This is a genomic window from Pseudomonas fluorescens (genome assembly GCF_902498195.1).
Lineage (GTDB): Bacteria > Pseudomonadota > Gammaproteobacteria > Pseudomonadales > Pseudomonadaceae > Aquipseudomonas > Aquipseudomonas fluorescens_BU.
Genome location: NZ_CABVIY010000003.1, coordinates 300,065 through 326,568, shown reverse-complemented (window position 1 = coordinate 326,568; position 26,504 = coordinate 300,065). Strand labels below are relative to the sequence as shown.

The window sequence follows — 26,504 nt, the reverse complement described above, 5'->3', positions numbered from 1 at the left end:
TCATGTGAACGGAGTATCGTAAAGCAACCATGAACATTCTCTACGATGAACGCGTCGACGGCGTGTTGCCCGACGTGGACAAGGCCGGGTTATTACAGGCTCTGCACACCCAGTGGCCGGACCTGGAAGTGCTGCATCAGCAGGAAGAACTCAAGCCGTACGAGTGCGACGGCCTCTCGGCCTACCGCACCACGCCGATGCTGGTGGTGCTGCCGCGCGACATCGCGCAGGTTCAGGGCGTGCTCAAGCTGTGCCATGAACGGCAAGTGCCGGTGGTCGCCCGGGGGGCCGGTACCGGTTTGTCCGGTGGTGCACTGCCCTTGGAAAAAGGCGTGCTGCTGGTGATGGCGCGCTTCAATCAGATTCTGCACATCGACCCCGCCGCCCGCACCGCGCGGGTCCAGCCGGGGGTGCGCAACCTGGCGATTTCCCAGGCGGCCGCGCAGTTCGGCCTGTACTACGCGCCCGACCCATCGTCGCAGATCGCCTGTTCCATTGGCGGCAACGTCGCCGAAAATGCCGGAGGCGTGCATTGCCTGAAGTACGGCCTGACCGTGCACAACGTGCTGAAGGTCGACATCCTCACCGTCGACGGCGAATGCCTGACGCTGGGCTCCAACGCCCTCGACTCGCCAGGCCTGGATCTGCTGGCGCTGTTCACCGGTTCCGAAGGCATGCTCGGGGTGATCACCGAAGTCACGGTCAAACTACTGCCCAAGCCACAGTCCGCCAAGGTGCTGCTGGCGGCGTTCGATTCCGTGGAAAAGGCCGGCCGGGCCGTGGGCGAGATCATTGCCGCCGGCATCATCCCGGGAGGCCTGGAGATGATGGACAACCTGGCCATCCGCGCCGCCGAGGACTTTATCCACGCCGGCTACCCGGTCGACGCCGAGGCCATTCTGTTGTGCGAACTCGACGGCGTCGAAGCCGACGTCCACGACGATTGCACCCGGGTGCGCCAGGTGCTGGAACAGGCCGGCGCCACCGAAGTACGCCTGGCCAAAGACGAGGCCGAGCGCGTGCGTTTCTGGGCCGGGCGCAAAAATGCGTTTCCGGCGGTGGGTCGCCTCTCCCCGGATTATTACTGCATGGACGGCACGATTCCCCGTCGCGAGCTGCCCGGTGTCCTCAAGGCCATTGCCGGGCTTTCGACCGAGTACGGCCTGCGTGTCGCCAATGTGTTCCATGCGGGCGACGGCAACATGCATCCATTGATTCTGTTCGATGCCAATACGCCGGGGGAGCTTGAGCGTGCCGAAACCCTGGGCGGCAAGATCCTGGAACTGTGTGTGAAGGTCGGCGGCAGCATCACCGGTGAACACGGAGTGGGCCGCGAAAAGATCAATCAGATGTGCGCGCAATTCAACAGCGATGAGCTGACCCTGTTCCATGGGATCAAGGCGGCGTTCGATCCGGGCGGCCTGCTCAACCCCGGCAAGAACATCCCGACCCTGCACCGCTGCGCCGAGTTCGGCGCGATGCACGTGCACGCCGGGCAACTGCCCTTCCCTGACCTGGAGCGTTTCTGATGCACGGAACAGCTGATCTCGACGACAGCGGCGCGCTGCTGGAACAGGTCAACGGGGCGCTGGAGAACGCCACGCCGTTGCGCATCCAGGGTGCCAACAGCAAGGCGTTCCTGGGACGCATTGTCGCCGGGGAGATCGTCGATACCCGCTCCCACCGCGGCATTGTCAGCTATGACCCGACCGAACTGGTGATCACCGCGCGTTGTGGCACGCCGCTGGCCGAACTGCTGCAGGTGCTCGACGCCGCGCAACAGATGCTGCCCTGCGAACCGCCCGCCTTCGCTGATGACGCCACCGTCGGCGGGATGATTGCCTGCGGGCTGTCGGGGCCACGGCGGCCGTGGTCGGGATCGGTGCGCGACTATGTGCTGGGCACCCGGGTGATCACCGGCCTGGGCAAGCACCTGCGCTTTGGCGGCGAGGTGATGAAGAACGTCGCCGGCTACGACGTCTCGCGCCTGATGGCCGGCAGCTACGGCACCCTGGGCCTGATCACGGAAGTCTCGCTCAAGGTCCTGCCCAAACCGCGCAAAACCTTGAGTATCAGCCTGGACATGAACAGTGAACGTGCCCTGCAGAGCCTGTCGCAGTGGGGCCAGCAACCCTTGCCCATCAGTGCCGCGTGCCATGACGGCGAACGCCTGCACCTGCGGCTTGAAGGCGGCGAAGGCTCGGTGGCGGCGGCCCGTGACCGCCTGGGCGGCGAGCCCCTGGACAGTGCGTTCTGGGCCGACCTCAACGAGCATCACCTGCCATTCTTCGACGAGGACCAGCCGCTCTGGCGCCTGTCGCTGCCCCACAACACGCCGAAACTGTCCCTGCCCGGCCGGCAATTGATCGACTGGGGCGGCGCCCAGCGCTGGCTCAAATCCGACGCCGAAGCCTCGTTCCTTCGCCAGGTGGTCGACGAAGCCGGCGGCCACGTGACCAGCTACAGCCATGGCCTGACCGACAGCCCGTTCCAGCCGTTGCCGGTGGCCCTGATGCGCTATCACCGCAGCCTCAAGCAGCAACTGGATCCCCGGGGCATTTTCAACCCCGGTCGCCTGTACGCGGAGCTTTGAACCATGCAGACCACCCTGAGTGAACAAGCCCGCCGACTGCCCCGCGCCGAAGAGGCCCACAGTATCCTGCGCACCTGCGTGCACTGCGGGTTCTGCAACGCTACCTGCCCGACCTATCAATTGCTCGGCGATGAACTCGATGGCCCGCGCGGGCGCATCTACCTGATCAAGCAGGTGCTGGAAGGCAACGAGGTCACGCAAAAGACCCAGCAACACCTGGATCGCTGCCTGTCGTGCCGTAACTGCGAGACCACCTGCCCGTCTGGCGTCGACTACCACAATCTGCTGGACATCGGCCGCGCCGTGGTCGATGCGGCGGTGCCCCGGCCAATCGGCCAGCGCCTCCTGCGCGAGGGTTTGCGCACGCTGGTGCCGCATCCCGACCTGTTCAAAAGCCTGGTCGGCGGTGGCCAGGTGTTCCGGGCGCTGCTGCCCGAGGCGCTGCAAAGCAAATTGCCGCGCAGCGCCACGCCCGTCAAACCGCGTCCGGCCACGCGCCACGCGCGGCAGGTACTGATGCTCGAAGGCTGCGTGCAACCCGGCCTGTCGCCCAATACCAACGTGGCCGCCGCCAGGGTCCTGGATCGACTCGGCATCAGCGTCATGCCGAGCCGCGAGGCCGGTTGCTGCGGCGCCGTGGATTATCACCTGGACGCCCAGGCCGCCGGCCTTGATCGCGCCCGGCACAACATCGATGCCTGGTGGCCCATGATCGAAAGAGCAGGCGTGGAGGCCATCGTCCAGACCGCCAGCGGTTGCGGCGCCTTCATCAAGGATTACGGCCACTTGCTCAGCAAGGATCCGGCCTATGCCGACAAGGCCAGGAGGGTCAGTGCCCTGGCCCTGGACCTGGTCGAAGTGCTGCGCAAGGAGCCGCTGGAAACACTCGGCATCCACAACGCCCAACGCCTGGCCTTCCATTGCCCCTGCACCCTGCAGCACGCGCAAAAACTCGGTGGCGCGGTCGAAGCGCTGCTCGAACGCCTGGGCTTCAACCTGACGTACGTACCCGACAGCCACCTGTGCTGCGGCTCGGCGGGTACTTACTCGCTGACCCAACCCGAATTGTCACGGCAACTGCGCGACAACAAAATGAATGCACTGGAAAGCGGCTACCCTGAGGTCATTGTCACGGCCAACATCGGCTGCCAGTCACACCTCGACGGCGCAGGCCGTACGCCGGTGAAGCACTGGATCGAACTGGTCGAGGCCGCGTTGCCCTGACCGAACCCTGGAGATGCCCCATGAAAAGCAAAGCCGTGCTGAGCCAGACCGAAGTCGGCCAGATCCTCGCTGCGGCGCGCAGCGAAGCGCAAGCCCGACAATGGCCGGTGACCATTGTGGTGGTCGACGACGGAGGCCATCCCCTGGCCCTCGAACGCCTCGACGGCGCCGCGCCTGTCAGCGCCTACATCGCCACGGAAAAGGCGCGCACCTCAGCCCTGGGCCGCCGTGAATCCAAGGGTTATGAAGAGATGGTCAACGGCGGCCGCACGGCGTTCCTGTCGGCACCGTTGCTGACGTCGCTGGAAGGTGGCGTGCCGATCATCGTCGACGGCCAGGTGATCGGCGCGGTCGGGGTGTCCGGGGTCAAGGCCGAGCAGGATGCGCAGGTGGCGAAAGCCGGGGCGCAATCCCTGAAGTAACCCCAAACCTACTGTGGGAGCGAGCCTGCTCGCGAAGACGGCGGTACATCCCGCATCCATGTGTCTGACACACCGTTTTCGCGAGCAGGCTCGCTCCCACAAGGATCGTATTTCACATTCAGACCATCCCCCCGTCAAAGAGGAACCGCACAGATGACCCGTCTCACGGCGAAAGACTTTGCCCCCGAACTGCTGGAACTCTACGACTACTACGCCCACGGCCTGATCAACCGGCGCGAGTTTCTCGACCGCGCGGCGCTGTTCACCTTCGGCGGCTTGACGGCCAGCGCATTGCTGGCCTCGCTGAGCCCCGATTACGCCCTCGCCGAACAGGTCGAGTTCACCGACCCGGACATCATCGCCGAGTACATCACCTACCCCTCGCCCAAGGGCCACGGTCAGGTTCGCGGCTATCTGGTGCGCCCGGCCAAGGCCGGCGGCAAGGTCGCCTCGGTGGTGGTCGTGCATGAAAACCGGGGCCTGAACCCTTACATCGAGGATGTCGCCCGGCGTGTCGCCAAGGCCGGGTTCATCGCCCTTGCCCCGGACGGCTTGAGCTCGGTCGGGGGCTATCCCGGCAACGATGAGAAAGGCAAGGAACTGCAGGCGAAAGTCGATCCGGAAAAGCTCATGAACGACTTTTTCGCCGCCATCGAATGGCTGATGAAACACGACGCGAGCAGCGGCAAGGTCGGCATTACCGGGTTCTGCTACGGCGGCGGGGTCGCGAATGCGGCGGCGGTGGCCTATCCGGAACTGGGCGCCGCCGTGTCGTTTTATGGCCGCCAGCCGGAGGCCAAGGATGTGCCGCGGATCAAGGCCCCGGTGATGCTGCACTACGGCGAACTGGACACGCGGATCAACGAAGGCTGGCCCGCCTATGAGCAGGCGTTGAAGGCCGGGGGCAAGACCTATGAGGCGTTTATCTATCCCGGCGCCAATCATGGTTTTCACAATGACTCCACGCCGCGTTATGACGAGGCGGCGGCGAAGCTGGCCTGGGACCGGACGTTGGGGTGGTTTGGCAAGTATCTGGCTTAATGGCGGTCCTTGTAGGAGCTGCCGAGTGCAACGAGGCTGCGATCTTTTAAAGCAGGATCAAAAGATCGCAGCCTTGTTGCACTCGACAGCTCCTACAGGTGTTGTGTCGTACTTATTTTGGCTGTGCCACGGTCCGCAGATAAGGTTTCAGGGTCTTGAAGCCATCGGGGTATTTCTTCTTCGCATCCTCGTCAGACACCGAAGTCGGGATGATCACGTCTTCCCCCGGACGCCAGTTCACCGGCGTGGCCACCGTGTGCTTGGCATTGAGCTGCAGCGAATCGAGCAAGCGCAGCACTTCATCGAAATTGCGCCCGGCGCTCATCGGGTAGATCAGCATCGCCTTGATCTTCTTGTCCGGGCCGACAATGAACACCGAACGCACCGTGGCGTTGTCCACCGCCGTGCGCGAACCGCCGCTGGCATTGGGGTGGATCATGTCGTAGAGCTTGGCCACCACCAGGTTTTCATCGCCGATCAGCGGATAGTTGACGGCATTGCCCTGGGTTTCCTCGATGTCACCGACCCACTTGTTGTGGTCGCTGACCGGGTCGATGCTCAGCCCGAGGATCTTGGTATTGCGCTTGTCGAACTCCGGCTTGAGCTTGGCCAGGTAACCCAGCTCGGTGGTGCAGACCGGGGTGAAATCCTTGGGATGGGAAAACAGGATGGCCCACCCGTCGCCGATCCATTGGTGGAAGTTGAGCGTGCCTTCGGTGGTTTCGGCGGTGAAATCCGGTGCTTCGTCGCCAATACGGATTGCCATGTTCGATCTCCTTGCAGTAATGGTCGGGGGGGCGCCGCCAGTGTGCTCGACGGCATTCGCCAGCTACCTTGAGCCGGTCACCGCGAACAGTATAGAAAAGGTTCCGTGACTCGTTGGAGTCAGGGCAGTCACTGTGTAACCCCTTGCTTCAATACCTACTCCACCAGGGCAATCAGCTGGTGACGCTGGGCATCGGTGAGCATCGGCCCGAAGCCCGCCCCGGCGTTTTCGGTCATGTAGCGCGGGTTGCCGGTGCCGGGGATGACGCAGGTCACCGCCGTATGCGACAGCAGGAATTTGAGCGCCAGTTGCGGCCAGCTCTTGACCCCGACTTGCGAGGCCCAGCCCGGCAGCGGCTTGCCTTGAAAGCGGCCGAGCAGCCCGCCGCCGCCGAACGGCCGATTGCAGATCACCGCCACACCGCGCTCGCGGCACAGCGGCAGGATGCGTTTCTCGACGCCGCGATCATCCAGCGCATAGTTGATTTGCAGGAAATCCAGGGGCTCGGCCTTGAGCACCGCTTCGACTTCGTCATAGGCCGAGGCGGTGTAATGGGTGATGCCGATGTAGCGAATGCGCCCTTGCTCCTTCAAGTGACGCAAGGTCGGCAAATGAATCTGCCAGTCCAGCAGGTTGTGAATCTGCATCAGGTCGATGCGGTCGGTCTGCAACCGCTTGAAGGACTGTTCGATCTGCGCGATGCCTTCCTCACGGCCCCGGGTCCAGACCTTGGTCGCCAGGAATGCCGGCGAGCGCGGTTCGTGGATCGACAGCAGTTCGCCGGTGTTCTCTTCGGCGCGGCCGTACATCGGCGAGCTGTCGATCACCGTCCCGCCCTTCTCGAACAACGCACGGAGCACCGCGGGCAGTTGTTTGTAGGCGGGATCGGTCGGGGCCACATCAAAGCCGCGATAGGTGCCCAGCCCGACGATCGGCAGTGGCTCGTTGCTGGAAGGAATGGCGCGGGTCTGCATGGTCTTGCCTCCTGCTTCCGTCGACGGCGTCGTTTGCGCAACCACCGGACCGAACGTGAAGGCCGCCGAGACACCGGCAGCCAGCGTGAGTATTTCCCGGCGGGTGAAACCATCCGGATGGCTCATGACCTATCCCTCCCCCGTTTTTCAGGTGTGGCGCGGCGGGCCTGCTGCCGGGCCAGCCACAGGCACAGCCCGCCCCACAACGCGGCGAACGGCACGATCAGCATCGCCACCAGGCCGAACCCGGCGCCCAGCGCCGTCAAGCCAGCGGACAACCAGCCACTGGCGGCATCCCCACCCCGATAGACCAGGGTCTCGATCACATTCTTGGCCTTGTACTTCTCCTCGCGGCTCACCACCGTCCACAGCACCTCTCGCGCCGGGCGCACCAGGGCGAACTCAACCGCCCGGCGCAGGCCCTGGGCCAGCGCCACGGTGGTCGGCAGCGGTGCCAGGGCCATGGCGGCGAAGGCCACGATTGTCGCCAGGGGCAGCGCGACCAACGCCCCGCCGATCCCCACCAGGCGGATCAACGGTGCCGTCAGCAGCAGCTGGATGGCCAGGGTCAGCGCCGACACGAGTAAATCGACCACGGCGAAGAATTGCGTCCGGCTGCCAGTATCAGCGTAGCTGCCAGCGACAATCCGTCCCTGTTCGAAATACAACAAGGTCGCCGCACTGGTGTGCAACAGCATGAACAGCACCAACCCCAACAGGTACGGCGAGCGCAGGATCAGGGTGATGCCGGCGAGCATGCTGCCGCCCATGCGCCGTTCGTCGATTAGCCGTTGGCCAGACTGCGACTGCGTACGCGACAGCAGTGCCCGATAGCAGCGCACCGCGATTTCCAGCAGCAGCGCCGCCGCGACGGTCAAGGCCACCGGCCCCAGTCGGGTGGCCATGGTCGCCGCCAGCAGCGGCCCGATAAACGTGCCGAGGGTGCCGCCCGCCGCGATGCACCCGAACAGCCGTCGGCCCTGCTCGCTGGAAAAACGGTCGACCAGCACGCTCCAGAAAATCGAGACGATGAACAGGTTGTAGATGCTGATCCAGACAAAAAACACCCGCCCCACCGTCACCGGCGCAACGTGGTTGGCGATCAACAGGCCGAACACCAGCATCGACACGGCGATCACCCGGTAGATCAGCGGCACGAACCGCGTCGCCGGCAGCCGCGAGGCCAGCGCACCGAACAGCGGCACCATCAGCAGCATGACCACGAAGGTGGCGGTGAACAGCCATTGCAACTGGCCGGCGCCACCTTCCAGGCCCAGGGCATCGCGCAGCGGCCGCACCAGGTAATAACTGGCCAGCACGCAGAAATGGAAGGCGAAGCCCAGCCACAGGGCCGATCGCTCGGATGGCCGTACATCGAGCCATTGAGGCATGTTCGGCATCGGTGCCCTCCTTTACCGCCAGCTACACTTGGACGGCAACCCGGAGCCGTCCATGCCGCCCACTAACGTTAGCCGAATGTCCCGGACCCTGATGTTAATCGTCGTCATCCTCGCATCGCTGTACCTGGCGGTCTGTGCGGCGCTGTTCGTGTTTCAGCGCGCCCTCATCTACTACCCGCAACCCCGCGCCACCGGCTCGACGGCGGCGCTGCTGACGCTATCGGTCGACGATGCGCAGGTCCTGGTTTCGACCCGGCCGCACCGGGGTGCCAAGGCGCTGATCTACTTTGGCGGCAACGCCGAGGATGTCTCGCGCAGCTTGCCGGCGTTCGAACAGGCGTTCCCTGAACACGCCCTGTTTTTCATGCACTACCGCGGCTACGGCGGCAGCAGTGGCGCCCCCAGCGAAGAAGCACTTGCCCGCGATGCCATGGCCTTGTTCGACAAGGTCTATGCCGAGCATCCGCAGGTTGTCGTGGTCGGGCGCAGCCTGGGGTCGGGCGTCGCCGTGCGCCTGGCCAGTGTCCGGCCGGCGGCGCAGCTGCTGCTGATCACGCCTTACAACAGCCTTGTGGAACTCGCGGCCCGTCAGTTCCGCTGGTTTCCGGTGCAGTGGCTGTTGCAGGACACATTCGAATCCTGGCGTTATGCCGAGCACATCGCGGTGCCGACGCGGCTGATCGCTGCCGAGCAGGATGAAGTGATTCCGGCTGCAAGTACCCGGCGACTGTTCAGCCATTTCCCGGCGGGAGTGGCAACACTGCGAGTGATCCCGGACACGGGGCACAACTCGATCAGCGACAACCCCGAATACCTCAAGGCGCTGGCGGATGGTCTGTAAAAGCTGTGTAGGAGCTGTGCAGGAGCTGCCGAGTGCAACGAGGCTGCGATCTTTTGATCTTTAAAAGCAAAGTCAAAAGATCGCAGCCTTCGGCAGCTCCTACAGTGGCTGATACTCCCGGGACAAAAAAAATCCGGGCAAGCGCGACCACGCTTCCCGGACCAAAGGTTGCTACATGCTCATCAAAACCGTGGCTTGACCGCCTTCCAGTCCGCCTTGTACCGCTGCATCTGCTTCACATCGTCGCGCTGGCGAATGCCGCACGTCAGGTACTGGTCATGCAGCTTGCCCAACTGGTCCTGGTCCAGCTCCAGACCCAATCCCGGCGCCCGGGTGATCTTCACGCAACCGTCGACGATCGGCAGCTTGCCGCCCTTGATCACCTCTTCATCCGGTTCCTGCCACGGGTAGTGGGTGTCGCAGGCGTAATCCAGGTTAGGCACCGCGGCCGCGACATGGGCCATGGCCATCAGGCTGATGCCCAGGTGCGAGTTGGAATGCATGGACACGCCCAGGCCAAAGGTGTCGCACATTTTCGCCAGCGCCTGGGTGTCGCGCAGGCCGCCCCAGTAGTGGTGGTCGGCGAGGACGATCTGCACGCTGTTCTGCGCCACGCTGCGGCGGAACTCGTCGAAGTCGGTGACCACCATGTTGGTCGCCAGCGGCAGCCCGGTGCGCTTGTGCAGCTCGGCCATGCCCTCCAGCCCCGGCGTCGGGTCTTCGTAATATTGCAGGTCGTCACCGAGCAGTTCGGCCATGCGGATCGAGGTCTCCAAAGACCAGTTGCCGTTCGGGTCGATGCGCAGCGGATAGCCCGGGAAGGCTTTTTTCAGCGCCTTGATGCATGACACTTCATGCTCCGGCGGCAGTGTGCCGGCCTTGAGCTTGATGCTCTTGAAGCCGTAGGCCTCGATCATCCGCCGCGCCTGGGCGACGATCTGTTCTTCGTTGAGTGCCTCGCCCCAGTTGTCAGGCTTGTAGGGTGAATCGACGTGCCGGGCGTACTTGAAGAACAGATAGGCGCTGAACGGAATCTCGTCGCGGATCGCCCCGCCCAGCAAGTCCACCAGGGGCACGTTCAGGTAATGCGCTTGCAGATCGAGAAACGCCACTTCGAACGCCGAATAGGCATTGCTCACTGCTTTGCTGGCGTGGGAACCGGGGGCCAGTTCCGCGCCGGCAATACTCGCCGGTTTGTTCGCCGCCACCGTGGCCTGGACGATGGCGCGCAGTTGGTTGAGGTTGAACGGATCAAGGCCGATCAGCTGGCTTTGCAATTGCTGCTGGATCGCCAGCGCCGGGGCGTCGCCATAGCTCTCGCCCAGGCCGATGTAGCCGTTGTCGCTCTCGATTTCGATGATCGAGCGCAGCGCGAAGGGTTCGTGGATGCCGCTGGCGTTGAGCAAGGGCGGATCACGGAAGGCGATGGGGGTGACGGTGACGCGTTTGATTTTCAAGAGGCTGCTCCCGTTGGTTCAGATTTCAGGGCTTGATGACTGATGGGCTTTTCGGCAATGACGTCTGCATCCGGCGACAGCAGGCTGCTGCCACGCGGTGAGGTGCGGGCGAAAAAGATCACGATGGCCGCCAGCAGCGAGGTGGCCGCCAGACCGTACAGCCCGCCTTCGATGGAGCCGGTGGTCTGCTCCAGAAAGCCGAAGGTGGTCGGCGCGACGAAGCCGCCGAGATTGCCGATGGAGTTGATCAGCGCGATCACCGCCGCTGCGATGCGGGCATCCAGATAGCCTTGCGGGATCGGCCAGAACAAGGCCGAGGCGGCCTTGAAACCGATGGCGGCAAAACAGATGGCGACGAAGGCAAAGACCGGCCCGCCGGTGGTGGACATGAACATGCCGAACGAGGCGATCACCAGCGTCACCGCGACCCAGGCCTGCTGGTATTTCCACTTGCTGGCCATGGCGGCGAAGCCGTACATCGCAACGATGGAGATGATCCACGGAATGGAGTTGAACAGGCCGACCTGGAAATCGCCGAGGTTGCCCATTTTCTTGATCATGCTCGGCAGCCAGAACGTGGCACCGTAGATGGTCAGGGCGATGGAGAAGTAGATGAAGCAGAACAGCGCGATCTGCCGGTCGGCCAGCAGCTTGAACATCGATGGCTTGACCGTATGGCTGGCGTCGCGAGCCTGCTGTTCCAGGGCGATGGCGGCGGTCAGCGCGGATTTTTCTTCATCACTCAACCACTTCGCTTCCCGTGGATGGGATTGCAGCCAGAACCAGACGAAACCGCAGAGCACGATCGACGCAAAGCCCTCGATCAGAAACATCCACTGCCAGCCATGCAGGCTCAGGCCGCTGACATTGAGCAACGCGCCGGACACCGGGCCGGAAATCACCGAGGCGATGGCCGAGCCGCTGAGGAAGATCGCCATGGCCTTGCCGCGTTCGGTCGACGGCAGCCACTGGGTGAAGTAATAAATGATGCCGGGAAAGAAGCCTGCCTCGGCAGCGCCGAGGATGAAGCGCAACACATAGAAACTGGTCTCACCGCGCACGAAGGCCATGGCCATGGCGGCCGCGCCCCAGGTGAACATAATCCGCGTCAGCCAGGCGCGGGCGCCGTAGCGTTGCAGCAACAGGTTGGACGGCACTTCGAAGATCGCGTAACCGACGAAAAACAGCCCGGCACCCAGGCCGTAGGCGGCAGCGCCAATGCCCAGGTCGGTTTCCATGTGACTGCGTACGAAGCCGATGTTGACCCGGTCGATGTAGTTGACGATGAACATGATCACGAACAGCGGCAGGACATGACGCTTGACCTTCGCGGCCGCGCGGGCCAGCACATTCGGGTCGGGTGGGCTCAGGACGTTATTCAAGGGGCGACTCCCGTTCGTTATTCTTTTTGGTGGAAAGCTTTAGGGATGACTTTTTAGGCCTGGGCCGATGATGGACGCGCACATTGATCCCGTCTAATCTAACTTGGCATGCGATTGATACCTGGATTAGATCAATGTTCGAACTGACGCAATTGCGCTGCTTCACCACCGTGGCCACCGAACTGAATTTCCGCCGTGCCGCCGAACGGCTGAACATGACCCAGCCGCCGCTGAGTCGGCAGATTCAGTTGCTGGAGCATCACCTGGGGGTCGAGCTGTTCACCCGCAGCACCCGCAGCGTCGCCCTGACGGCCGCCGGCCGGGCGTTTTTCATCGAAGCGCAGAACCTGCTGGAGCGCGCCCAGCAGGCTGCGGTGACCGCCCGGCGTTTTGCCGAGGGCGACATTGGCTCGGTGAATATCAGCTTCGTCGGCAGCGCCGTGTACGAGTTCCTGCCCAAAGTCATTGCCGAGGCGCGACTGACACAGCCCCACGTCAAAATCGACCTGTCGGAAATGAACACCTACCAGCAGCACGAAGCCCTGCGCGCCCGCCGCATCGACCTGGGCATCGCCCGCGCGCCGTTGCTGGAACCCGGCTACGCCACCGAATGCCTGGTGCGCGAGCCCTTTGTGCTGGCGGTGCCAAGCTCGCATCCACTGGCCAGCGCCGAAACGGTGTCGGTCAAGGACCTCGACGCCCAACCGTTCCTGATGTACTCCCACGCCGCCTACCCGCCGTTCAACGAACTGCTGACCGGCATGCTGCGCTCGGCCCGGGTCGCCCCGGACTACGTGCAATGGCTGGGCTCGTCCCTGACCATCCTCGCCCTGGTCAACGCCGGCATGGGCCTGGCCCTCGTGCCCCGCTGCGCCACCAGCGTGGTGTTCAAGCACGTGGTGTTCCGCGATATCGACCTGGGCGAAGGGGTGCAAAGCGAGCTGCACCTGATCTGGCGCGAGAACAACGACAACCCGGCGTTCGCGATGTTGCTGGAAGGGATTCGGCGGGCGGTGCGCGAGGGATGGGGCTCTTAGCGAATGTTAGAGATCTGTTCGGCAACACCGCCCCCTGTGGGAGCGGGCTTGCTCGCGAAGAAGGTGTATCAATCACCGTAAAAGTTGCCTGACACACCGCCTTCGCGAGCAAGCCCGCTCCCACAGGGTTTGGTGTCGCCATCCACTGGTGCATCGAGCCTGAGCATCGCCATAAAAAAGTGCATGTAGCGCTTGCTTCGTCACCGCCGACAGCCGGGAAAGCCTTTACAGCTCTGCCTCAACGCTTTTGGCCCGCCCCTTGCAATCACCCACTACGCAGTCAACGCAGATTGCACATATACGACAAAGGCGCCGTGTAGCTCCCCGTTTCGACGGAGGGGCCGCATGGCGCCTTTTGCGTTTCTGGATTGATCAAGTGTTGGCAGGGTGTCGAGGATGGCAGACAAAACCGTACGCAGCGTATGCCCCTTTTGTGGTGTGGGGTGCGGCATCGTCATGCAGGTCGAGGGCAATCGGGTGGTCAAGGTCGTCGGCGACAAGGCTCACCCGACGAACGCCGGTCGGCTCTGCACCAAAGGCACCACCTGCGGGCAATCGATTGCCGAATCGGGGCGGATGGAAAGCGCTTTCCTGCGTCAGGATCGCAGTCAGGAACCGGCCCGGGTCGCCATGGACCAGGCCATCGACGAAACGGCCAGGCGGCTGCGCGGCATCCTCGACAGCCACGGGCCCGACGCGCTGGCGTTCTATGTCTCCGGGCAAATGTCGCTGGAAGCGCAATACCTGATCAACAAGCTGGCCAAGGGGTTTGTGCGCACCCCTAACATCGAATCCAACTCACGCCTGTGCATGGCCAGTGCAGGCAGCGGCTACAAGCTGTCGCTGGGTTCCGACGGGCCGCCCGGCTCCTATGAGGACTTCGACAAGGCGGATCTGTTCTTCGTGATCGGCGCCAACATGGCCGACTGTCACCCGATCCTGTTCCTGCGCATGATGGACCGGGTCAAGGCCGGGGCGCGACTGATCGTGGTCGACCCTCGGCGCAGCGCCACGGCGGACAAGGCCGGGCTGTTCCTGCAAATCCGCCCGGGCACCGACCTGGCGCTGCTCAATGGCTTGCTGCACCTGCTGCTGAAAAACGGCCATACCGACCCGGATTTCATCGCCGCATTCACCGAAGGCTGGGACGCCATGCCCGGGTTCCTTGAAGACTACCCACCGGAAAAAGTCGCCGAACTCACGGGCCTTGCCGAAGCTGATATTCGTCAGGCGGCCGACTGGATTGGTCAGGCAGCCGACTGGATGAGCTGCTGGACCATGGGCCTGAACCAGAGCACCCACGGCACCTGGAACACCAATGCCCTGTGCAACCTGCACCTGGCCACCGGCGCGATCTGCCGCCCAGGCAGCGGGCCGTTCTCCCTGACCGGACAGCCAAATGCCATGGGCGGTCGGGAAATGGGCTACATGGGCCCCGGCCTGCCCGGCCAGCGTTCAACGCTGGTCGAGGCGGACCGGGCGTTCATCGAGGACCTGTGGGACATCCCGCGCGACAGCCTGCCGCGCGGTGTCGGCGGCGGCACCGTGGACCTGTTCGAGCAAATGGCCGACGGACGGATCAAGGCCTGCTGGATCATCTGCACCAACCCGGTGGCGTCGGTGCCCAATCGCCAGACCGTGATCGACGGCCTGCGCAGCGCCGAGCTGGTCATCACCCAGGATGCCTACCTCGACACCGAGACCAACCGCTACGCCGACATCCTCCTGCCCGGTGCACTCTGGGCCGAAGCCGAAGGCGTGATGATCAACTCCGAACGCAACCTGACGCTGATGCAACAGGCGGTCGAGCCACCCGGCGAGGCCCTGGCCGACTGGCAGATCATTGCCCGGGTGGCGTGCGCGATGGGCTTCGCGGATGCGTTCACCTACACCTCGGCCAGCGACGTGTTTGAAGAGATCAAGCGCGCCTGGAATCCCAAGACCGGCTATGACATTCGCGGTGCGAGCCATGCGCGCCTTCGGGAACAACCGCTGCAATGGCCCTGCGCTGAAAACGATACGCAGCACCGCCACCCGATTCGCTACCTGAACGACGGCGTGAGCCAGGCCCTCAGGATCGACGCCGACGGCAACCCGCCAGCCATCGCTTTCCCCACCGAGCGCGGCAAAGGCATCTTCCTCGCCCGCCCGCACATGGCACCGGCGGAAATGCCGGACGAGCAGTTTCCCTTTGTCCTCAACACCGGCCGATTGCAGCATCAGTGGCACACCCTGACCAAGACCGGCAAGGTCGCGACCCTCAACAAACTCAACCCCGGTCCCTTCATCGAGATTCATCCGGACGATGCAGCGCGCTTGGGCATTCGCGACAAGGACCACGTCGAAGTGCGTTCCGCCCGTGGCCGCGCCGTGCTGCCGGCAGCGCTGACCGACCGGGTGCGCCCGGGCAATTGCTTTGCGCCCTTTCACTGGAACGATGTGTTCGGTGAACACCTGGCGATCAACGCCGTCACCCATGATGCGGTCGACCCGATTTCGCTGCAGCCCGAATTCAAGTTCTGCGCCGTTGCCCTGCAACGGGTCGCCCTGATCGAGCACCAGTTCCTCGACGTGCCCGCGCCGGCCGATGAACCGCTCCCCGTATCCCCCTTGCCAGAGGAACTTGCCATGTCGAGCATCGAGGCATTCGCCGATATCGCCGGCATCCGTCGCCTGCCCCCGCCGACGCTCAATGAACAGGAGCGCCAGTACCTCGCCGGTTTCGTCAGTGGCCTGCAATCCACCGCGGGCCGCGTGGCCGCTGGCGTGCCTGTGCTGCCGGCCAGCGCGCCGATGTCCAGCGAGACCCGGCTCTGGCTCGATGGCGTGCTGGGCGGTTTGTTCAGCCGGGTCGAGGGCGCGGCCCCAGCCCTTGCCGACGGCCTTGATTCGTCCGTAAACACCGCGGCCGTCACGCTGTTGTGGGCCTCGCAAACCGGAAACGCCGAAGCCCTGGCCGAACGTTTTGCCGCACGCTTGCGCGAGGGCGGCATCGCCGTCGAGTTGAGCGCGATGGCCGATTTCCCGGCCAGCAAACTGGCCAGCACCCGCACCCTGGCCGTGATCAGCAGCACCTTCGGTGACGGCGATCCGCCAGACAACGGCGAAGGTTTCTGGCACAGCCTGAGCCGTGCCGAGACACGCCTGGAGTCCCTTCGTTTCGCGGTGCTGGCCCTGGGTGACCCGAACTACGAGCAGTTCTGCCAGCACGGTAAACAACTCGATCAGCGCCTCCAGGAGCTGGGAGCCACGCGATTGCTGGAGCGAGTCGATTGCGACACCGAGTTCGAGGCCCGTGCGGAGCAGTGGCTGGCCGACCTGCTGAAGTCACTGCAAGCGTCGACGGTCGTGCCCTCCCCGGTGGCGGTCTCCAACGCTGTCGCGACGCCATGCAAAGCCAAGCCCTATGCCTCGCGCCTGCTCAGCAACCTGCACCTCAATCAACAGAGCAGCAACAAGGAAACCCGCCTGTTTTCCCTGGCGCTGGCCGACTCCGGACTGCACTACGAAGCGGGCGATGCCTTGGGCGTCATTCCGCGCAACTGCCCCGGGCTGGTGGCCGAAATGCTCGAACTGACGCGCCTGGGTGCTGACACCACAGTGAAGGTCGACAAAGTCGGTGAACTGCCACTGCATCAGGCCCTGACCGAACATTTCGAAATCGCCCGGCCCAACAGCGACACCCTGGCCTTCATCGCCGAGCGCAGCCGCAACCCGGCGTTGAAGCAGCTGCTGGGCAGCGAACGCAAGGCTGAATTGAAAGACTGGCTGTGGGGCCGGCAACTGGCGGACGTCCTGCAGCAATTCCCGGTCGAGTGCTCGGCCAGCGAGCTGCTGGGCACCCTCAAGCGTCTGCAACCTCGCCTGTATTCCATCGCCTCCAGCCCCAAGGCATACCCGCAGGAAGTCCATCTGACGGTGGCCGCCGTGCGCTATGGCAAGCGCAAAGGGGTGTCCTCGACCTTCCTCGCCGACCGCGCCAAGGACGGCCCGGTGCCGGTGTTCGTGCAGCCCTCCAAACACTTCCGCGCCCCGGCCGATGGCGACCGGCCAATGATCATGATCGGCCCCGGCACCGGCGTCGCGCCGTTTCGCGCTTTCCTGCAAGAGCGCCGCGCACGGGGCGACCAGGGCAAGAACTGGCTGTTCTTCGGCGAGCAGCACGCCGCCAGCGATTTCTACTACCGCGAGGAACTGCAAGGCATGCAGCACGATGGCCTGCTGACGCACCTGAGCCTGGCCTTCTCCCGTGATCAGGCGCAGAAGATCTACGTGCAGGACCGCCTGCGCGAACAGGGTGCCGAACTGTGGCGCTGGCTACAGGAAGGCGCGCAGTTGTACATCTGCGGCGATGCCTCGTGCATGGCCAGGGATGTCGACCAGGCCCTGCGCGCGATCGCCCAGGACCATGGCGGCTTGTGCACCGAAGGCGCCGCGGACTACTGGCGCCAGTTGAGCGAGCAGAAGCGTTATTTGCGGGATGTTTACTGACGGCGGTGTGGCGTCTTGTCGGCGTGAGCCTGCTCGCGAAAAACCCGAGTACGCCGCCGTGAATCAGGTCCTGATCCAGATCGCCGAGATCGCCGCCGCGATACCTCGCATGGGGAAAATCACGGAAGGCGCGTGCGGCGCCACCGTTGATCCGAGATTTTTGCATCGACCTATAAAAACATATTTGTATGCTTAAATTGTTATTGTCGAACGTTCCCACTACACGAGGGTGCCGTCATGAATAGCAAGATCCTGGCTCTGATTCTCCTGGCTTTCTGCGCGCAACCGGTCTGGAGCCAGACTCCCGCCGCCTCTCCCACCGATGTCGACAGCCCGGCGCTGACCACGCGCCTGGCGCTGCGCGATCTGTGGGTCGAGCATATTTTCTGGATCAGAACCTACGCCCAGGCCAACCAGTCCGCCGACCAGAAACAAGCCAAGGTCGCGGCGGATCAGGTGGTCGACAACGCGACCAAAATCGCCAACAGCATCGCGCCGCTGTATGGGCAGCCCGCGGCGGATCAACTGCTCAAGCTGCTTGCCGGCCATTGGGGTGCGGTGAAACACTACAGCGACGCCACAGTGGCCAGGGACGCCAAGGGCAAGCAGGCGGCCGTCACGGAGCTGACCGCCAATGCCAAGGCAATCGCGGCGTTCCTGGCCGGGGCCAACCCCAATCTGCCCGAGGCCACGCTGGTGAATCTGCTGGCCGCCCACGGTGGCCATCATATTGCTCAGATCGATGAATTCGCCGCTCACGACTACGCGGGCGAAGCGCAGACCTGGCACATGATGCGCACGCATATCCTGGCGCTGGCCGACGCCTTGACCGGCGCCCTGGTCAAGCAATTCCCGGACAAGTTCTGACACCGCGCGAGGGCACACCATGCTGGAAGGATTGGGCCGGACACAGCAGGACTTGCTTAACGCGCTGCTGCACCAGGCGGGCGGCATGAGCATTGACGAGTTGGCCGAGCACCTGGCGGTCACGCGCACGGCGATTCGCCAACACCTGGCGGCGCTGGAGCGTGACGGCCTGGTGCTGCGCGGCGACACCCGGCCGACGGGGCGGCGGCCGGAGCAGCTGTATCGGCTCACCGAGCATGCCCGGGAACAATTCCCCCGCCAGTACCAATTGCTGGCCAGCGCGCTGATCGATGAAGTGGCCGAGATCATCGGCCCCGAGGCCCTGGCGACGCTGATGCGCAGCCTGGGCCGCAAGCTGGCCCGGGATCGCGAACGGCAAGTCGTCGATGAGGTGAAGATCGTCGAGCACATGAATCAGGCAGGGTATGAAGCCGAGGTGTTTTTTCGCTCTTCCGGCGATGCGCAGATCGTCGCGCACAATTGCGTGTTTCATCGCCTGGCGGCGGCGCACCCGGTGGTCTGCGAACTTGACCTGGCCCTGATCGGCACACTGGGCGGCGGTGAGGTCGAGCACAGCGAATGCATGGTTCGCGGTGGCCATGTCTGCCGTTTCAAGCTGCGCCCGGTCGAACCCGCGCAGGCGATTGAAGGCCCATAGACGCATCTCGACGAGGCGCTCGTCGGACACCGCTGCGCCTTAGCAAATATCCCTTCCTGTCCCTTGAACTAGTTTCGCGCCGCCAGTCTAAACCGGCGATTGATCCTCCTCCCAACCGTCGTCATCTCATCAGAGCTGTCCGCCCCATGCGCCAAACCGCCCTCGCCTTGCGCTTCACTTCGCTGTGCCTGCTGTCCTCGCTTTCGCTGTTTCCCAGCCCCGCCCACGCCAGCGCGGAACGGCAACTGGTGGACGCCATCAACGACTACCGCGCCCGTCCCCATGGCTGCGAACGCCGTCCCGCGCAGCGCCTGGCGCCGCTGGCACTGAAATCCAGCCTGGCGTTGCCGGTCGGTTACGGCGGTGGCTTGCGCGACCGCTTAAAGAACTCCGGGTATCAGGCCGTGGCCGTGCGCAGCATCCGCGTGGTGGGTGCGCGAGATGCCGAAGAGGCGTTCGATTTGATGCAGGGCGAGCACTGCTCCGCCTTGCTCGATAGCCAATACACCGATGTCGGGGTCAGCCGCAGCCGGGGTGAATGGCAGGTGGTGCTGGCGCAGCCGTTGATGAGCAGTCAAATGAGCGATGCGCGCAGCGTCGGCAAGACCCTGCTGGCCCAGGTCAACGCCGCCCGGGCCAAGCCGCGCCTGTGCGGGCGCCAACGCTTCGCCGCCGCCCGCCCGCTGGCCTGGAACGCCAGCCTGGACGCCGCCGCACGGGGGCACAGCAAGGCGATGGCCTACGGCAATTACTTCGCCCACCGCGACCCCGATGGCGACACCGCCGCCGACCGTGCGCGGGCAGCGGGTTTCCGTGGCCGGCAGATCGGCGAAAACATTGCCGCCGGCCAGGGCTCCCCGGGCAAGGCGATGGCCGGCTGGCTGGCCAGTCCGGGGCACTGCGCGAACCTGATGAACCCGATGTTCACCCAGGTGGGTGCAGCCTACGCGACGGATGCGCGCAGTGATGAAGGGGTTTACTGGACGATGCTGTTCGGCGCGCCTTGAGGGCTGGCTGCCTGATTGTGTGTTGACTGTGATGCCGCTTTCGCGAGCAAGCCCGCTCCCACATTGGAATGTGGGTCGTACACGGATTATGTGTACACAACCGGTCCAATGTGGGAGCGGGCTTGCTCGCGAAGGCGATAGTGGCCTCAACACCGCCAGAGCAGCCCCCTCGTGCTTGTCTTTTTACTGCTCGGACACGTCAATCCAGATGGTCTTGATCTCGGTGTATTGATCATGGGCCCAGATCGACTTGTCGCGGCCGCCGAACCCGGACTCCTTGTAGCCACCGAATGGCGTGGAGGCATCGCCCTCGCCGAAGCAGTTGACCGTCACGATGCCGGCGCGGATTTCCCGGGACAGCTTGATCGCATTGCGCAGGTTGTCGGTGTAGACCGACGCTGCCAGGCCGTATACCGAGTCGTTGGCCAGGGTGATGGCCTGGTCGAGGGTGGTGAAGGTGGTCACCGCGAGCACCGGGCCGAAGATTTCTTCCTGGAACAGCCGGCTTTGGGCACTGACGCCATCGACCACCGTTGGCTCAACGAAAATATTGCCCTCGGTGTTGCCACCGAACACCACGTTCAGCTTTTCATCCGCGGCATGTTCGAGGTAGGAACGGACTTTCTCGAAGTGCGCCTGGCTGACCATCGAGCCGATGCGGTTTTCCGGGTCCAGCGGGCTGCCCATTTTCCATTCACGCATGTGCACGCCGATGCGCTTGAGCAACGCGTCCTTGATGTCGGCATGCACGATCAGCCGTGAAGACGCCGAGCAGTTTTCCCCCATGTTCCAGAACGCACCGTTGACCACATGGCTGGCCACCAGGTCCAGGTCTTCGACGTCGTTCATCACCACGGCCGGGTTCTTGCCGCCGCACTCCAGCACGATGCGCTTGAGGTTCGAATCGGCCGCGTAGTGGAGGAAACGCCGACCGGTCGCGGTCGAGCCGGTGAAGCTGACCATGGACACGTCCATGTGCCGCCCCAGGGGTTCCCCGACTTCGCTGCCGCCGCCCGACAACACGTTGAACACCCCGGCTGGCACCCCGGCTTCATGGGCCAGTTCGGCGACACGCAGTGCCGTCAGCGTGGTTTCCTTCGCCGGTTTGACGATGATCGAGCAACCGGCGGCCAGGGACGGGCCGATTTTCCACGCCAGCATCAGCAGGGGGAAATTCCACGGCAGCACCAGGCCGACCACGCCGATGGCTTCACGCACCACCAGGCTCAGGGCGCCGGAGCCGACCGGGGCGGTGTTGTCGTAGATCTTGTCGATCAACTCGGCGTGCCAGCGGATCATGTGAATGGTTTCGGGAATGTCGACCAGTTGGCATTCGCGAATTGGCTTGCCGCTGTCCAGGCTTTCCATCACCGACAGCTCAACGGTGTTCTGCTCCAGCAGGTCGGCAAAGCGCAGCAGCACTTTCTTGCGCTCGCCGGGGCTGAGCTTGTGCCAGCGGCCGTCGTCGAAGGCTTGCTTGGCCCTGGCCACGGCGATATCCACATCCCTGGCATCGCAGGCGGTGATTTCGGCCAGTACTTCGCTGGTCGCCGGGTTGGTGGTGGTGAAGGTCTTGCCCGAACCCGAGGTGTACGGCGCGCCGTCGACGAAGGATGCGGTGGGGAACTTCAGTTGTTGGGCGATGGCGGCATAGTCGGCCGCGCTGAGCAGATCAGTCATTGTTCGAACTCCCGATCACTTGCGCGACGTCGCGCTTGAGGGTGGCGATGACGTCTTTAAGGGCCTGTTTTTCGTGCTCGTACAAAGGTTGCAGCGGCGAACGCACGCTACCGGTGCGCAGACCGTTGAGCTCGCAGCCGTATTTGATCGACTGCACGAATTTGCCGCTTTCCAGGAAGTCCATCAGCGGCATGAACGCGCTCATGATCTTGCGGCCTTTGTCGAAGTCCTTTTCGATCACGCAGGCTTCGTAGAGCGCCACGTGCTCGCGCGGGATGAAATTGGAACCGGCACACACCCAGCTGCGCGCACCCCAGGCGAAGAATTCCAGTGCCTGGTCGTCCCAGCCGCAGGACAGGCTGATGTTCGGGTAGTTGCGCGCCAGACGGTGGACCTGCGCCATGTCGCCGGAGCTTTCCTTGATGGCGACGATGTTTTTCGATTCGGCCACCGCCGCGAAATACGCCTCGCCCATGCTCACGCCCATGCGTGCCGGATAGTTGTAGAGCATGATCGGCAAGCCGGCGGCTCGATCGACGGTCAACGCATGGATGGCGTTTTCCTTCTCGGTCGGCAGCGCATAGGGAGGCGAGCCGACCAGGATGGCGTCAGCCTTGATGGCGCGGGCAGCCGTGGCGTATTCCACCGAATCTTCGGTACGGATCGCGCCAGTGCCGATGACCAGCGGCAAGCGCCCGCCGATCACGTCCTTGGCCTGGGTCGCCAGGGCGATGCGCTCTTGCGCGGTGTGGGCGTAGTACTCACCGGTGGAACCGCCAATGATGATGCCGTGCACTTTCGACTCGATCAGGTATTCGAGCACTTCGGCGAATGCCGTCTTGTCGATTTCACCGCTTGCCGTCAGCGGAGTGATTGCCGGGGTATAGATGCCTTCGAATTTCATGGTTGCTTCTCCATCAGTAAGGGGAATTTTCAATTCAGTGCCGCCGCATCGCGCAAGTTCAGCGAACGTGTTTCAGGAGCCATGGCCCAGGCTGCCGTCAACCCGATAAAGGTCACGGCTGCTGCCACATACATGGTGTTGCCGATACCCAGCGTCTGTAGCGAAACAGGCACCAGGTAAGTACCGACCGCCGCCCCGACACGGGACAGCGACGTGCCGATGCCCACAGCAAAGGCGCGGATTTCCGTAGGGAAAAGTTCATTGGGGTAAACCAGTTGCAGGACTTGCGCGCCACCAATGAACAGCGCATAGGCTCCGAACAGGAAGAGCACCAAAATTTCATTGCCGTTTGAACACATGGCCAACAACAACAGCGAGACGCCCGACCATAAAAAGCTGTGAATCAACATGCTGCGCCGGCCAATCGTATTGATTAGCCGAGTGGCCAGCACACAACCAACGACAAACAACAAAGTAATCGCCATCGAGCCATAAGAGGCCCACTCCCCTTTCAAGTTAAGGGCCAGGAGAACTTTGGGCGCGAAGGCATAAACAGCAAACACCGGAATGATCGAGCACGACCAGAACACCGAGACAAAGAACAAGCGCTTGCCATAACCCGAGTGCAGCAAGTCACTGAACGTCATCTTCTTTTCATCAGGTTGTTCAGGCAGGTCTTTGAGCGAATACAGCGGACCGTACACACGTTTGATCACGGCTTCAGCGTCACACTCGCGGCCCTTGCTCAACAGCCAGCGCGCGGATTCCGGCGTGCCGATGCGCATCAGCAACAACAGCAGACCGATCACCGAAGCGCTCGCCAGTGCATAGCGCCAGGCCTCTTCACCCGCCGATCCGAGAATCGCGTTACCCACGACATAAGCGCATGCCGCACCGGCAAACCACAGGATGGTCAATGCCGCGAGGCGCGGGCCCCGTTGCTTCCTGGGCAGGAACTCCACCAGCAACGACGTGGCCACCGGGTATTCGATGCCCACCGCCAGGCCGATGATGAACCTCAGGGCGAACAACGCTGCGGCCGACTCCACCCAGAACTGTGCCAGCGAACAAACGATGAACAGAGAGGGCCCGATGAAGTAAACGGTCTTGCGACCCAGCCGGTCCGTCAGCCAGCCCCCGATAAAGCCGCCGAAAAACACTCCCATCAAGGCCGATGCCGCAATCATTCCCTGCCAGAACTCCGACAGGTTCAGTGCAGAAGTTACCTGCAACATGGCGATGCCGATAATGCTCAACACATAACCGTCTACAAACGAACCGCCTCCCGAACGGGCCGTCAACAAACGGTGAAAGTTGTTAAGAGGAACATCCTCAATGGATGTATTAGGACTTGTCATTATTGTCTCCTAGTTCGCCTCAATCATTCGAAGGGCTGAAGCGCAAACCCGAAATCCAGGTAAACGAAAGCCGTCTCGATCGGAAACCGTCAGCCGCCAGGGACGCTCCCATGGCACTCACAACTTCCCATCAATCGTTTAAATTCGAACGTGTGTAACTAACGTATTAATTGATCAGCTTTCTTTACCGGCGCGGCACTGGCCCCACAGCAGGTTCATGTTCACGCCTGCCGAGAGTATGGGCTCGGGCGGATTTCTGTTCGGCCCCGGGGAGGACAACAGAAAGTCGATCAGAGGGTTGCGCTTGCCCGCCAGCCAGTCCGCCAGCAGCGCGCCCGTCACCGTGCCCCGGGTGACGCCAAGCCCGTTGCAGCACAGCGCGCCGTAGACGTTGTCGGTCAACTGGCCGAAGTGCGCCATGTGATTCCTCGACATCGCCAGCGAGCCGCCCCAGGTGTACTCGAAGTCGACATCCGGCAGCATCGGGAAGCGGCGCTCGAACGATTCCTTGTGCCGCTGGTTGAAGCGTTGCAGGTACTTGGGATGGCTGCGCCCATCGGCATTGAAGCTGAAGCTGTTGCGCACCAGCAGGCGGTTGTCCGGGGTCCGGCGCAGGGTGGTGCCGAACGGGTCGGCGGGAATCACCCCCCAGTAAGGCCGGCCACCCAGTCGCGCCTGTTCCTCTTCGGTCAAAGGCCGGGTCAGGCTGGCGTAGGTGAAGATCGGCAACATGCGCCCTTTCAGGAAGCCGAAGCTCATGGCGAACGCGTTGTTGGTCAGCAACAGCTTGTCGGCGACGATGCGCCCGTATTTGTGAGTGAGGATGGTCTTGTCGCCATACTCCACTTCGGTGATCGGGGTGTTTTCGTACAATGTCACGTTGGCCGGCAGGCTGTCGGCCAGGCCTTTGACCAGGGCGGCCGGCTGGATCAGGGCGGTGCCGGGCGTGAACAAGGCCTTGCGATAGAAGTGCGTGCCAATGTGCTCGGGCAAGTCCTTCTCTTCGATCATCTCGTATGGCTGGCCGAGCTTGTCCAGGCCACGGCGATAGGCATCCAGCACCGCAATGCCGCGATCTTCAATGGCTGCCTGGTACTTGCCGCACAGGCTGAACTGGCACTGGATGCCGTGTTTCTCCACCAGGCTTTTCAGAATGGATTGACCGGTCAGGTTCAACTCCATGCTGATTTTGGCGGTCTTGATGTCGCCAATGTAGTCGTCCGCGCCAATGTCGTGCGGCAGGTCGATGGCGAAGCCGGCGTTTCGCCCGGAAGCCCCGTAACCGACCTCCTGGGCCTCGATCAGGACGATCTCGTCATCGGGAAAGTTCAGCGCCAGCTGGCGTGCCGCCGCCAGCCCGGTGAACCCGGCGCCCAGCACCACCCAGCGGGCTGCGCGGATGCCGGAATGGGACGGACGAGCCACTCGGGGTGGACTGAGGTGAAACCAGCCACAGGTGGAATCGTCTGCCGGTGTGTATCTGATCTTTGCCATTTTCGCGACCTGGGTTCTTTTATAGTTGTGAGTCCTAAAAGCTTCCCTTCGGCAGGTACTGCTCTTAGTAGGTAAGTGCCACTTCCAGCCCTTCGGGAGCTGCGTATTCGGACATCCGGCGACGGGACAACTCCAGGTGCGCGCGCACGATGTCCCCGGCCAGTACCGGATCATTGTTTTCAATGGCGCTGATCATTTCGTCGTGCTGCTGCGCCGCCACTTCCAGGTCTTCCTGCATGTCGACGGTGGTCGGGTGGCGGTAGAAGATCTTGCCCAGCCGCGCATGGTCGATCAGCAGGCGCTGCAGGCTCGGCATCAGGTAGGCGTTGTGCGCCATCTTGCCGATTTGCAGGTGGAACTCGTCGTTGTAGAGCACGCGCTTCTCGACATCTTTTTCTTCGATGGCGGTGCGAAACAGCGCCTGGATGCGCTTGAGCTCGACCATTTCGGCCGCCGTGGCGTGGGACGCGGCCAGTTGGGTGGTGGCGATGTAGATCAGCGGCGCGGCGAGGAAAAAGCTGCGCAGCGATTGATAGTTCATCGACGAAACCCGCGCGGCGCGGTTCGCTTCAAGGTCGATGTAGCCCTCGGCGGCCATCTGCCGCATCAGCTCGCGCACCGGTGGGCGAGACAGCCCGAACTCGTCGCACAAGGCCAGTTCATCCACCACTGCGCCCGGTGCCAGTTCCATGCTCAGGATCCGCCGCCGCAGCGCTTCGCCCAACACGGCTTTACGGTCGACAGGCAAATCGGTGGAAGCCTGCGGATCGAGTTCTTTTGTGGCCATTTTCAGAAACCTTAGTACGGGTGAGTGAGCGTTGTCTACTACCTGTATTCTCACTATAAAACAACATTATTCTTTGTGTCTACAATTAAAATACACAAAAGAAACAGAGGCCAATGGCAGG

General features: G+C 63.1%; 21 protein-coding genes. 11 read left to right on the top strand and 10 right to left on the bottom strand.

What is annotated here, in order from left to right:
• Nucleotides 1-29: 29 nt before the first annotated feature.
• From glcD to yghX, 5 genes are all read left to right on the top strand, one after another.
• Nucleotides 30-1,529, top strand: coding sequence for a glycolate oxidase subunit GlcD (glcD, locus tag F8N66_RS12410; protein ID WP_150770450.1), 1,500 nt, complete (start codon nucleotides 30-32; stop codon nucleotides 1,527-1,529).
• Entirely contained in the window at nucleotides 1,529-2,593 is a 1,065-nt protein-coding gene (gene glcE, locus F8N66_RS12405; RefSeq protein WP_150770449.1) for a glycolate oxidase subunit GlcE, read from the top strand. The genes glcD and glcE overlap by 1 nt, the downstream gene beginning before the upstream one ends.
• Before the next feature lie 3 nt (nucleotides 2,594-2,596).
• Nucleotides 2,597-3,817 carry a glycolate oxidase subunit GlcF gene (gene glcF / locus F8N66_RS12400; RefSeq protein ID WP_150770448.1) on the top strand — a complete coding sequence of 407 codons (1,221 nt, stop codon included), beginning with the start codon at nucleotides 2,597-2,599 and terminating at the stop codon, nucleotides 3,815-3,817.
• 20 nt (nucleotides 3,818-3,837) lie between these two features.
• Entirely contained in the window at nucleotides 3,838-4,239 is a 402-nt protein-coding gene (locus F8N66_RS12395; RefSeq protein WP_150770447.1) for a heme-binding protein, read from the top strand.
• 153 nt (nucleotides 4,240-4,392) lie between these two features.
• Nucleotides 4,393-5,280 (top strand): YghX family hydrolase, encoded by an 888-nt coding sequence (gene yghX / locus F8N66_RS12390; protein ID WP_150770446.1) that lies wholly within the window; start codon nucleotides 4,393-4,395, stop codon nucleotides 5,278-5,280.
• Nucleotides 5,281-5,392: 112 nt separating this feature from the next.
• On the opposite strand, the gene F8N66_RS12385 is transcribed toward yghX, so the two are convergent.
• From F8N66_RS12385 to F8N66_RS12375, 3 genes are all read right to left on the bottom strand, one after another.
• On the bottom strand, nucleotides 5,393-6,046 hold the full coding sequence (locus F8N66_RS12385) for a peroxiredoxin (protein WP_150770445.1): 654 nt from the start codon (nucleotides 6,044-6,046) through the stop codon (nucleotides 5,393-5,395).
• A 155-nt stretch (nucleotides 6,047-6,201) separates the two neighbouring features.
• Nucleotides 6,202-7,146 (bottom strand): aldo/keto reductase, encoded by a 945-nt coding sequence (locus F8N66_RS12380; protein ID WP_150770444.1) that lies wholly within the window; start codon nucleotides 7,144-7,146, stop codon nucleotides 6,202-6,204.
• Nucleotides 7,143-8,420 carry an NTP/NDP exchange transporter gene (locus F8N66_RS12375; protein ID WP_150770443.1) on the bottom strand — a complete coding sequence of 426 codons (1,278 nt, stop codon included), beginning with the start codon at nucleotides 8,418-8,420 and terminating at the stop codon, nucleotides 7,143-7,145. Before F8N66_RS12375 ends, F8N66_RS12380 begins: the two co-directional genes overlap by 4 nt.
• Nucleotides 8,421-8,472: 52 nt before the next feature.
• Between F8N66_RS12375 and F8N66_RS12370 the strand changes: the two genes are divergently transcribed.
• A complete protein-coding gene (locus F8N66_RS12370) occupies nucleotides 8,473-9,261 on the top strand; it encodes an alpha/beta hydrolase (protein WP_150770442.1) in 789 nt (262 codons plus the stop codon).
• 182 nt (nucleotides 9,262-9,443) lie between these two features.
• Here F8N66_RS12370 and F8N66_RS12365 read toward each other — a convergent pair whose 3' ends face one another.
• Both F8N66_RS12365 and F8N66_RS12360 read right to left on the bottom strand, forming a co-directional pair.
• Nucleotides 9,444-10,718: a glucarate dehydratase family protein gene (locus F8N66_RS12365; RefSeq protein ID WP_150770441.1), complete on the bottom strand. Its 1,275-nt coding sequence runs from the start codon at nucleotides 10,716-10,718 to the stop codon at nucleotides 9,444-9,446.
• Nucleotides 10,715-12,100, bottom strand: coding sequence for an MFS transporter (locus F8N66_RS12360; protein WP_150770440.1), 1,386 nt, complete (start codon nucleotides 12,098-12,100; stop codon nucleotides 10,715-10,717). The genes F8N66_RS12365 and F8N66_RS12360 overlap by 4 nt, the downstream gene beginning before the upstream one ends.
• Nucleotides 12,101-12,234: 134 nt before the next feature.
• Between F8N66_RS12360 and F8N66_RS12355 the strand changes: the two genes are divergently transcribed.
• The 5 genes from F8N66_RS12355 to F8N66_RS12335 all read left to right on the top strand — a co-directional run bounded on the left by F8N66_RS12355 (nucleotide 12,235) and on the right by F8N66_RS12335 (nucleotide 20,160).
• Entirely contained in the window at nucleotides 12,235-13,137 is a 903-nt protein-coding gene (locus F8N66_RS12355) for a LysR substrate-binding domain-containing protein (protein ID WP_150770439.1), read from the top strand.
• 396 nt (nucleotides 13,138-13,533) lie between these two features.
• Nucleotides 13,534-17,628, top strand: coding sequence for a bifunctional nitrate reductase/sulfite reductase flavoprotein subunit alpha (locus F8N66_RS12350; RefSeq protein WP_150770438.1), 4,095 nt, complete (start codon nucleotides 13,534-13,536; stop codon nucleotides 17,626-17,628).
• 237 nt (nucleotides 17,629-17,865) lie between these two features.
• Nucleotides 17,866-18,495: a hypothetical protein gene (locus F8N66_RS12345; protein ID WP_150770437.1), complete on the top strand. Its 630-nt coding sequence runs from the start codon at nucleotides 17,866-17,868 to the stop codon at nucleotides 18,493-18,495.
• 19 nt (nucleotides 18,496-18,514) lie between these two features.
• Complete coding sequence (locus F8N66_RS12340; protein WP_150770436.1) at nucleotides 18,515-19,153, top strand: helix-turn-helix transcriptional regulator; 639 nt, start codon at nucleotides 18,515-18,517, stop codon at nucleotides 19,151-19,153.
• Between the two features lie 146 nt (nucleotides 19,154-19,299).
• Complete coding sequence (locus F8N66_RS12335; protein WP_150770435.1) at nucleotides 19,300-20,160, top strand: CAP domain-containing protein; 861 nt, start codon at nucleotides 19,300-19,302, stop codon at nucleotides 20,158-20,160.
• A gap of 183 nt (nucleotides 20,161-20,343) precedes the next feature.
• Here F8N66_RS12335 and F8N66_RS12330 read toward each other — a convergent pair whose 3' ends face one another.
• The 5 genes from F8N66_RS12330 to F8N66_RS12310 form a co-directional block, all read right to left on the bottom strand.
• Nucleotides 20,344-21,840 (bottom strand): aldehyde dehydrogenase, encoded by a 1,497-nt coding sequence (locus F8N66_RS12330; protein WP_150770434.1) that lies wholly within the window; start codon nucleotides 21,838-21,840, stop codon nucleotides 20,344-20,346.
• Nucleotides 21,833-22,744 carry a dihydrodipicolinate synthase family protein gene (locus F8N66_RS12325; protein ID WP_150770433.1) on the bottom strand — a complete coding sequence of 304 codons (912 nt, stop codon included), beginning with the start codon at nucleotides 22,742-22,744 and terminating at the stop codon, nucleotides 21,833-21,835. Before F8N66_RS12325 ends, F8N66_RS12330 begins: the two co-directional genes overlap by 8 nt.
• Before the next feature lie 29 nt (nucleotides 22,745-22,773).
• Nucleotides 22,774-24,102, bottom strand: a complete 1,329-nt coding sequence (locus tag F8N66_RS12320) for an MFS transporter (RefSeq protein ID WP_150770432.1) — start codon at nucleotides 24,100-24,102, stop codon at nucleotides 22,774-22,776.
• Nucleotides 24,103-24,276: 174 nt separating this feature from the next.
• Entirely contained in the window at nucleotides 24,277-25,596 is a 1,320-nt protein-coding gene (locus F8N66_RS12315) for an NAD(P)/FAD-dependent oxidoreductase (protein WP_150770431.1), read from the bottom strand.
• A gap of 64 nt (nucleotides 25,597-25,660) precedes the next feature.
• A complete protein-coding gene (locus tag F8N66_RS12310; protein ID WP_150770430.1) occupies nucleotides 25,661-26,383 on the bottom strand; it encodes a GntR family transcriptional regulator in 723 nt (240 codons plus the stop codon).
• Between the last annotated feature and the right edge of the window lie 121 nt (nucleotides 26,384-26,504).

What these genes read in the sequence shown, in the direction of transcription:
- glcD (WP_150770450.1), top strand. Translation starts at nt 30, where the DNA reads ATGAACATTCTCTACGATGAACGCGTCGACGGCGTGTTGCCCGACGTG.
- glcE (WP_150770449.1), top strand. Translation starts at nt 1,529, where the DNA reads ATGCACGGAACAGCTGATCTCGACGACAGCGGCGCGCTGCTGGAACAG.
- glcF (WP_150770448.1), top strand. Translation starts at nt 2,597, where the DNA reads ATGCAGACCACCCTGAGTGAACAAGCCCGCCGACTGCCCCGCGCCGAA.
- F8N66_RS12395 (WP_150770447.1), top strand. Translation starts at nt 3,838, where the DNA reads ATGAAAAGCAAAGCCGTGCTGAGCCAGACCGAAGTCGGCCAGATCCTC.
- yghX (WP_150770446.1), top strand. Translation starts at nt 4,393, where the DNA reads ATGACCCGTCTCACGGCGAAAGACTTTGCCCCCGAACTGCTGGAACTC.
- F8N66_RS12385 (WP_150770445.1), bottom strand. Translation starts at nt 6,046, where the DNA reads ATGGCAATCCGTATTGGCGACGAAGCACCGGATTTCACCGCCGAAACC.
- F8N66_RS12380 (WP_150770444.1), bottom strand. Translation starts at nt 7,146, where the DNA reads ATGAGCCATCCGGATGGTTTCACCCGCCGGGAAATACTCACGCTGGCT.
- F8N66_RS12375 (WP_150770443.1), bottom strand. Translation starts at nt 8,420, where the DNA reads ATGCCGAACATGCCTCAATGGCTCGATGTACGGCCATCCGAGCGATCG.
- F8N66_RS12370 (WP_150770442.1), top strand. Translation starts at nt 8,473, where the DNA reads ATGCCGCCCACTAACGTTAGCCGAATGTCCCGGACCCTGATGTTAATC.
- F8N66_RS12355 (WP_150770439.1), top strand. Translation starts at nt 12,235, where the DNA reads ATGTTCGAACTGACGCAATTGCGCTGCTTCACCACCGTGGCCACCGAA.
- F8N66_RS12350 (WP_150770438.1), top strand. Translation starts at nt 13,534, where the DNA reads ATGGCAGACAAAACCGTACGCAGCGTATGCCCCTTTTGTGGTGTGGGG.
- F8N66_RS12345 (WP_150770437.1), top strand. Translation starts at nt 17,866, where the DNA reads ATGAATAGCAAGATCCTGGCTCTGATTCTCCTGGCTTTCTGCGCGCAA.
- F8N66_RS12340 (WP_150770436.1), top strand. Translation starts at nt 18,515, where the DNA reads ATGCTGGAAGGATTGGGCCGGACACAGCAGGACTTGCTTAACGCGCTG.
- F8N66_RS12335 (WP_150770435.1), top strand. Translation starts at nt 19,300, where the DNA reads ATGCGCCAAACCGCCCTCGCCTTGCGCTTCACTTCGCTGTGCCTGCTG.
- F8N66_RS12330 (WP_150770434.1), bottom strand. Translation starts at nt 21,840, where the DNA reads ATGACTGATCTGCTCAGCGCGGCCGACTATGCCGCCATCGCCCAACAA.
- F8N66_RS12325 (WP_150770433.1), bottom strand. Translation starts at nt 22,744, where the DNA reads ATGAAATTCGAAGGCATCTATACCCCGGCAATCACTCCGCTGACGGCA.
- F8N66_RS12320 (WP_150770432.1), bottom strand. Translation starts at nt 24,102, where the DNA reads ATGACAAGTCCTAATACATCCATTGAGGATGTTCCTCTTAACAACTTT.
- F8N66_RS12315 (WP_150770431.1), bottom strand. Translation starts at nt 25,596, where the DNA reads ATGGCAAAGATCAGATACACACCGGCAGACGATTCCACCTGTGGCTGG.
- F8N66_RS12310 (WP_150770430.1), bottom strand. Translation starts at nt 26,383, where the DNA reads ATGGCCACAAAAGAACTCGATCCGCAGGCTTCCACCGATTTGCCTGTC.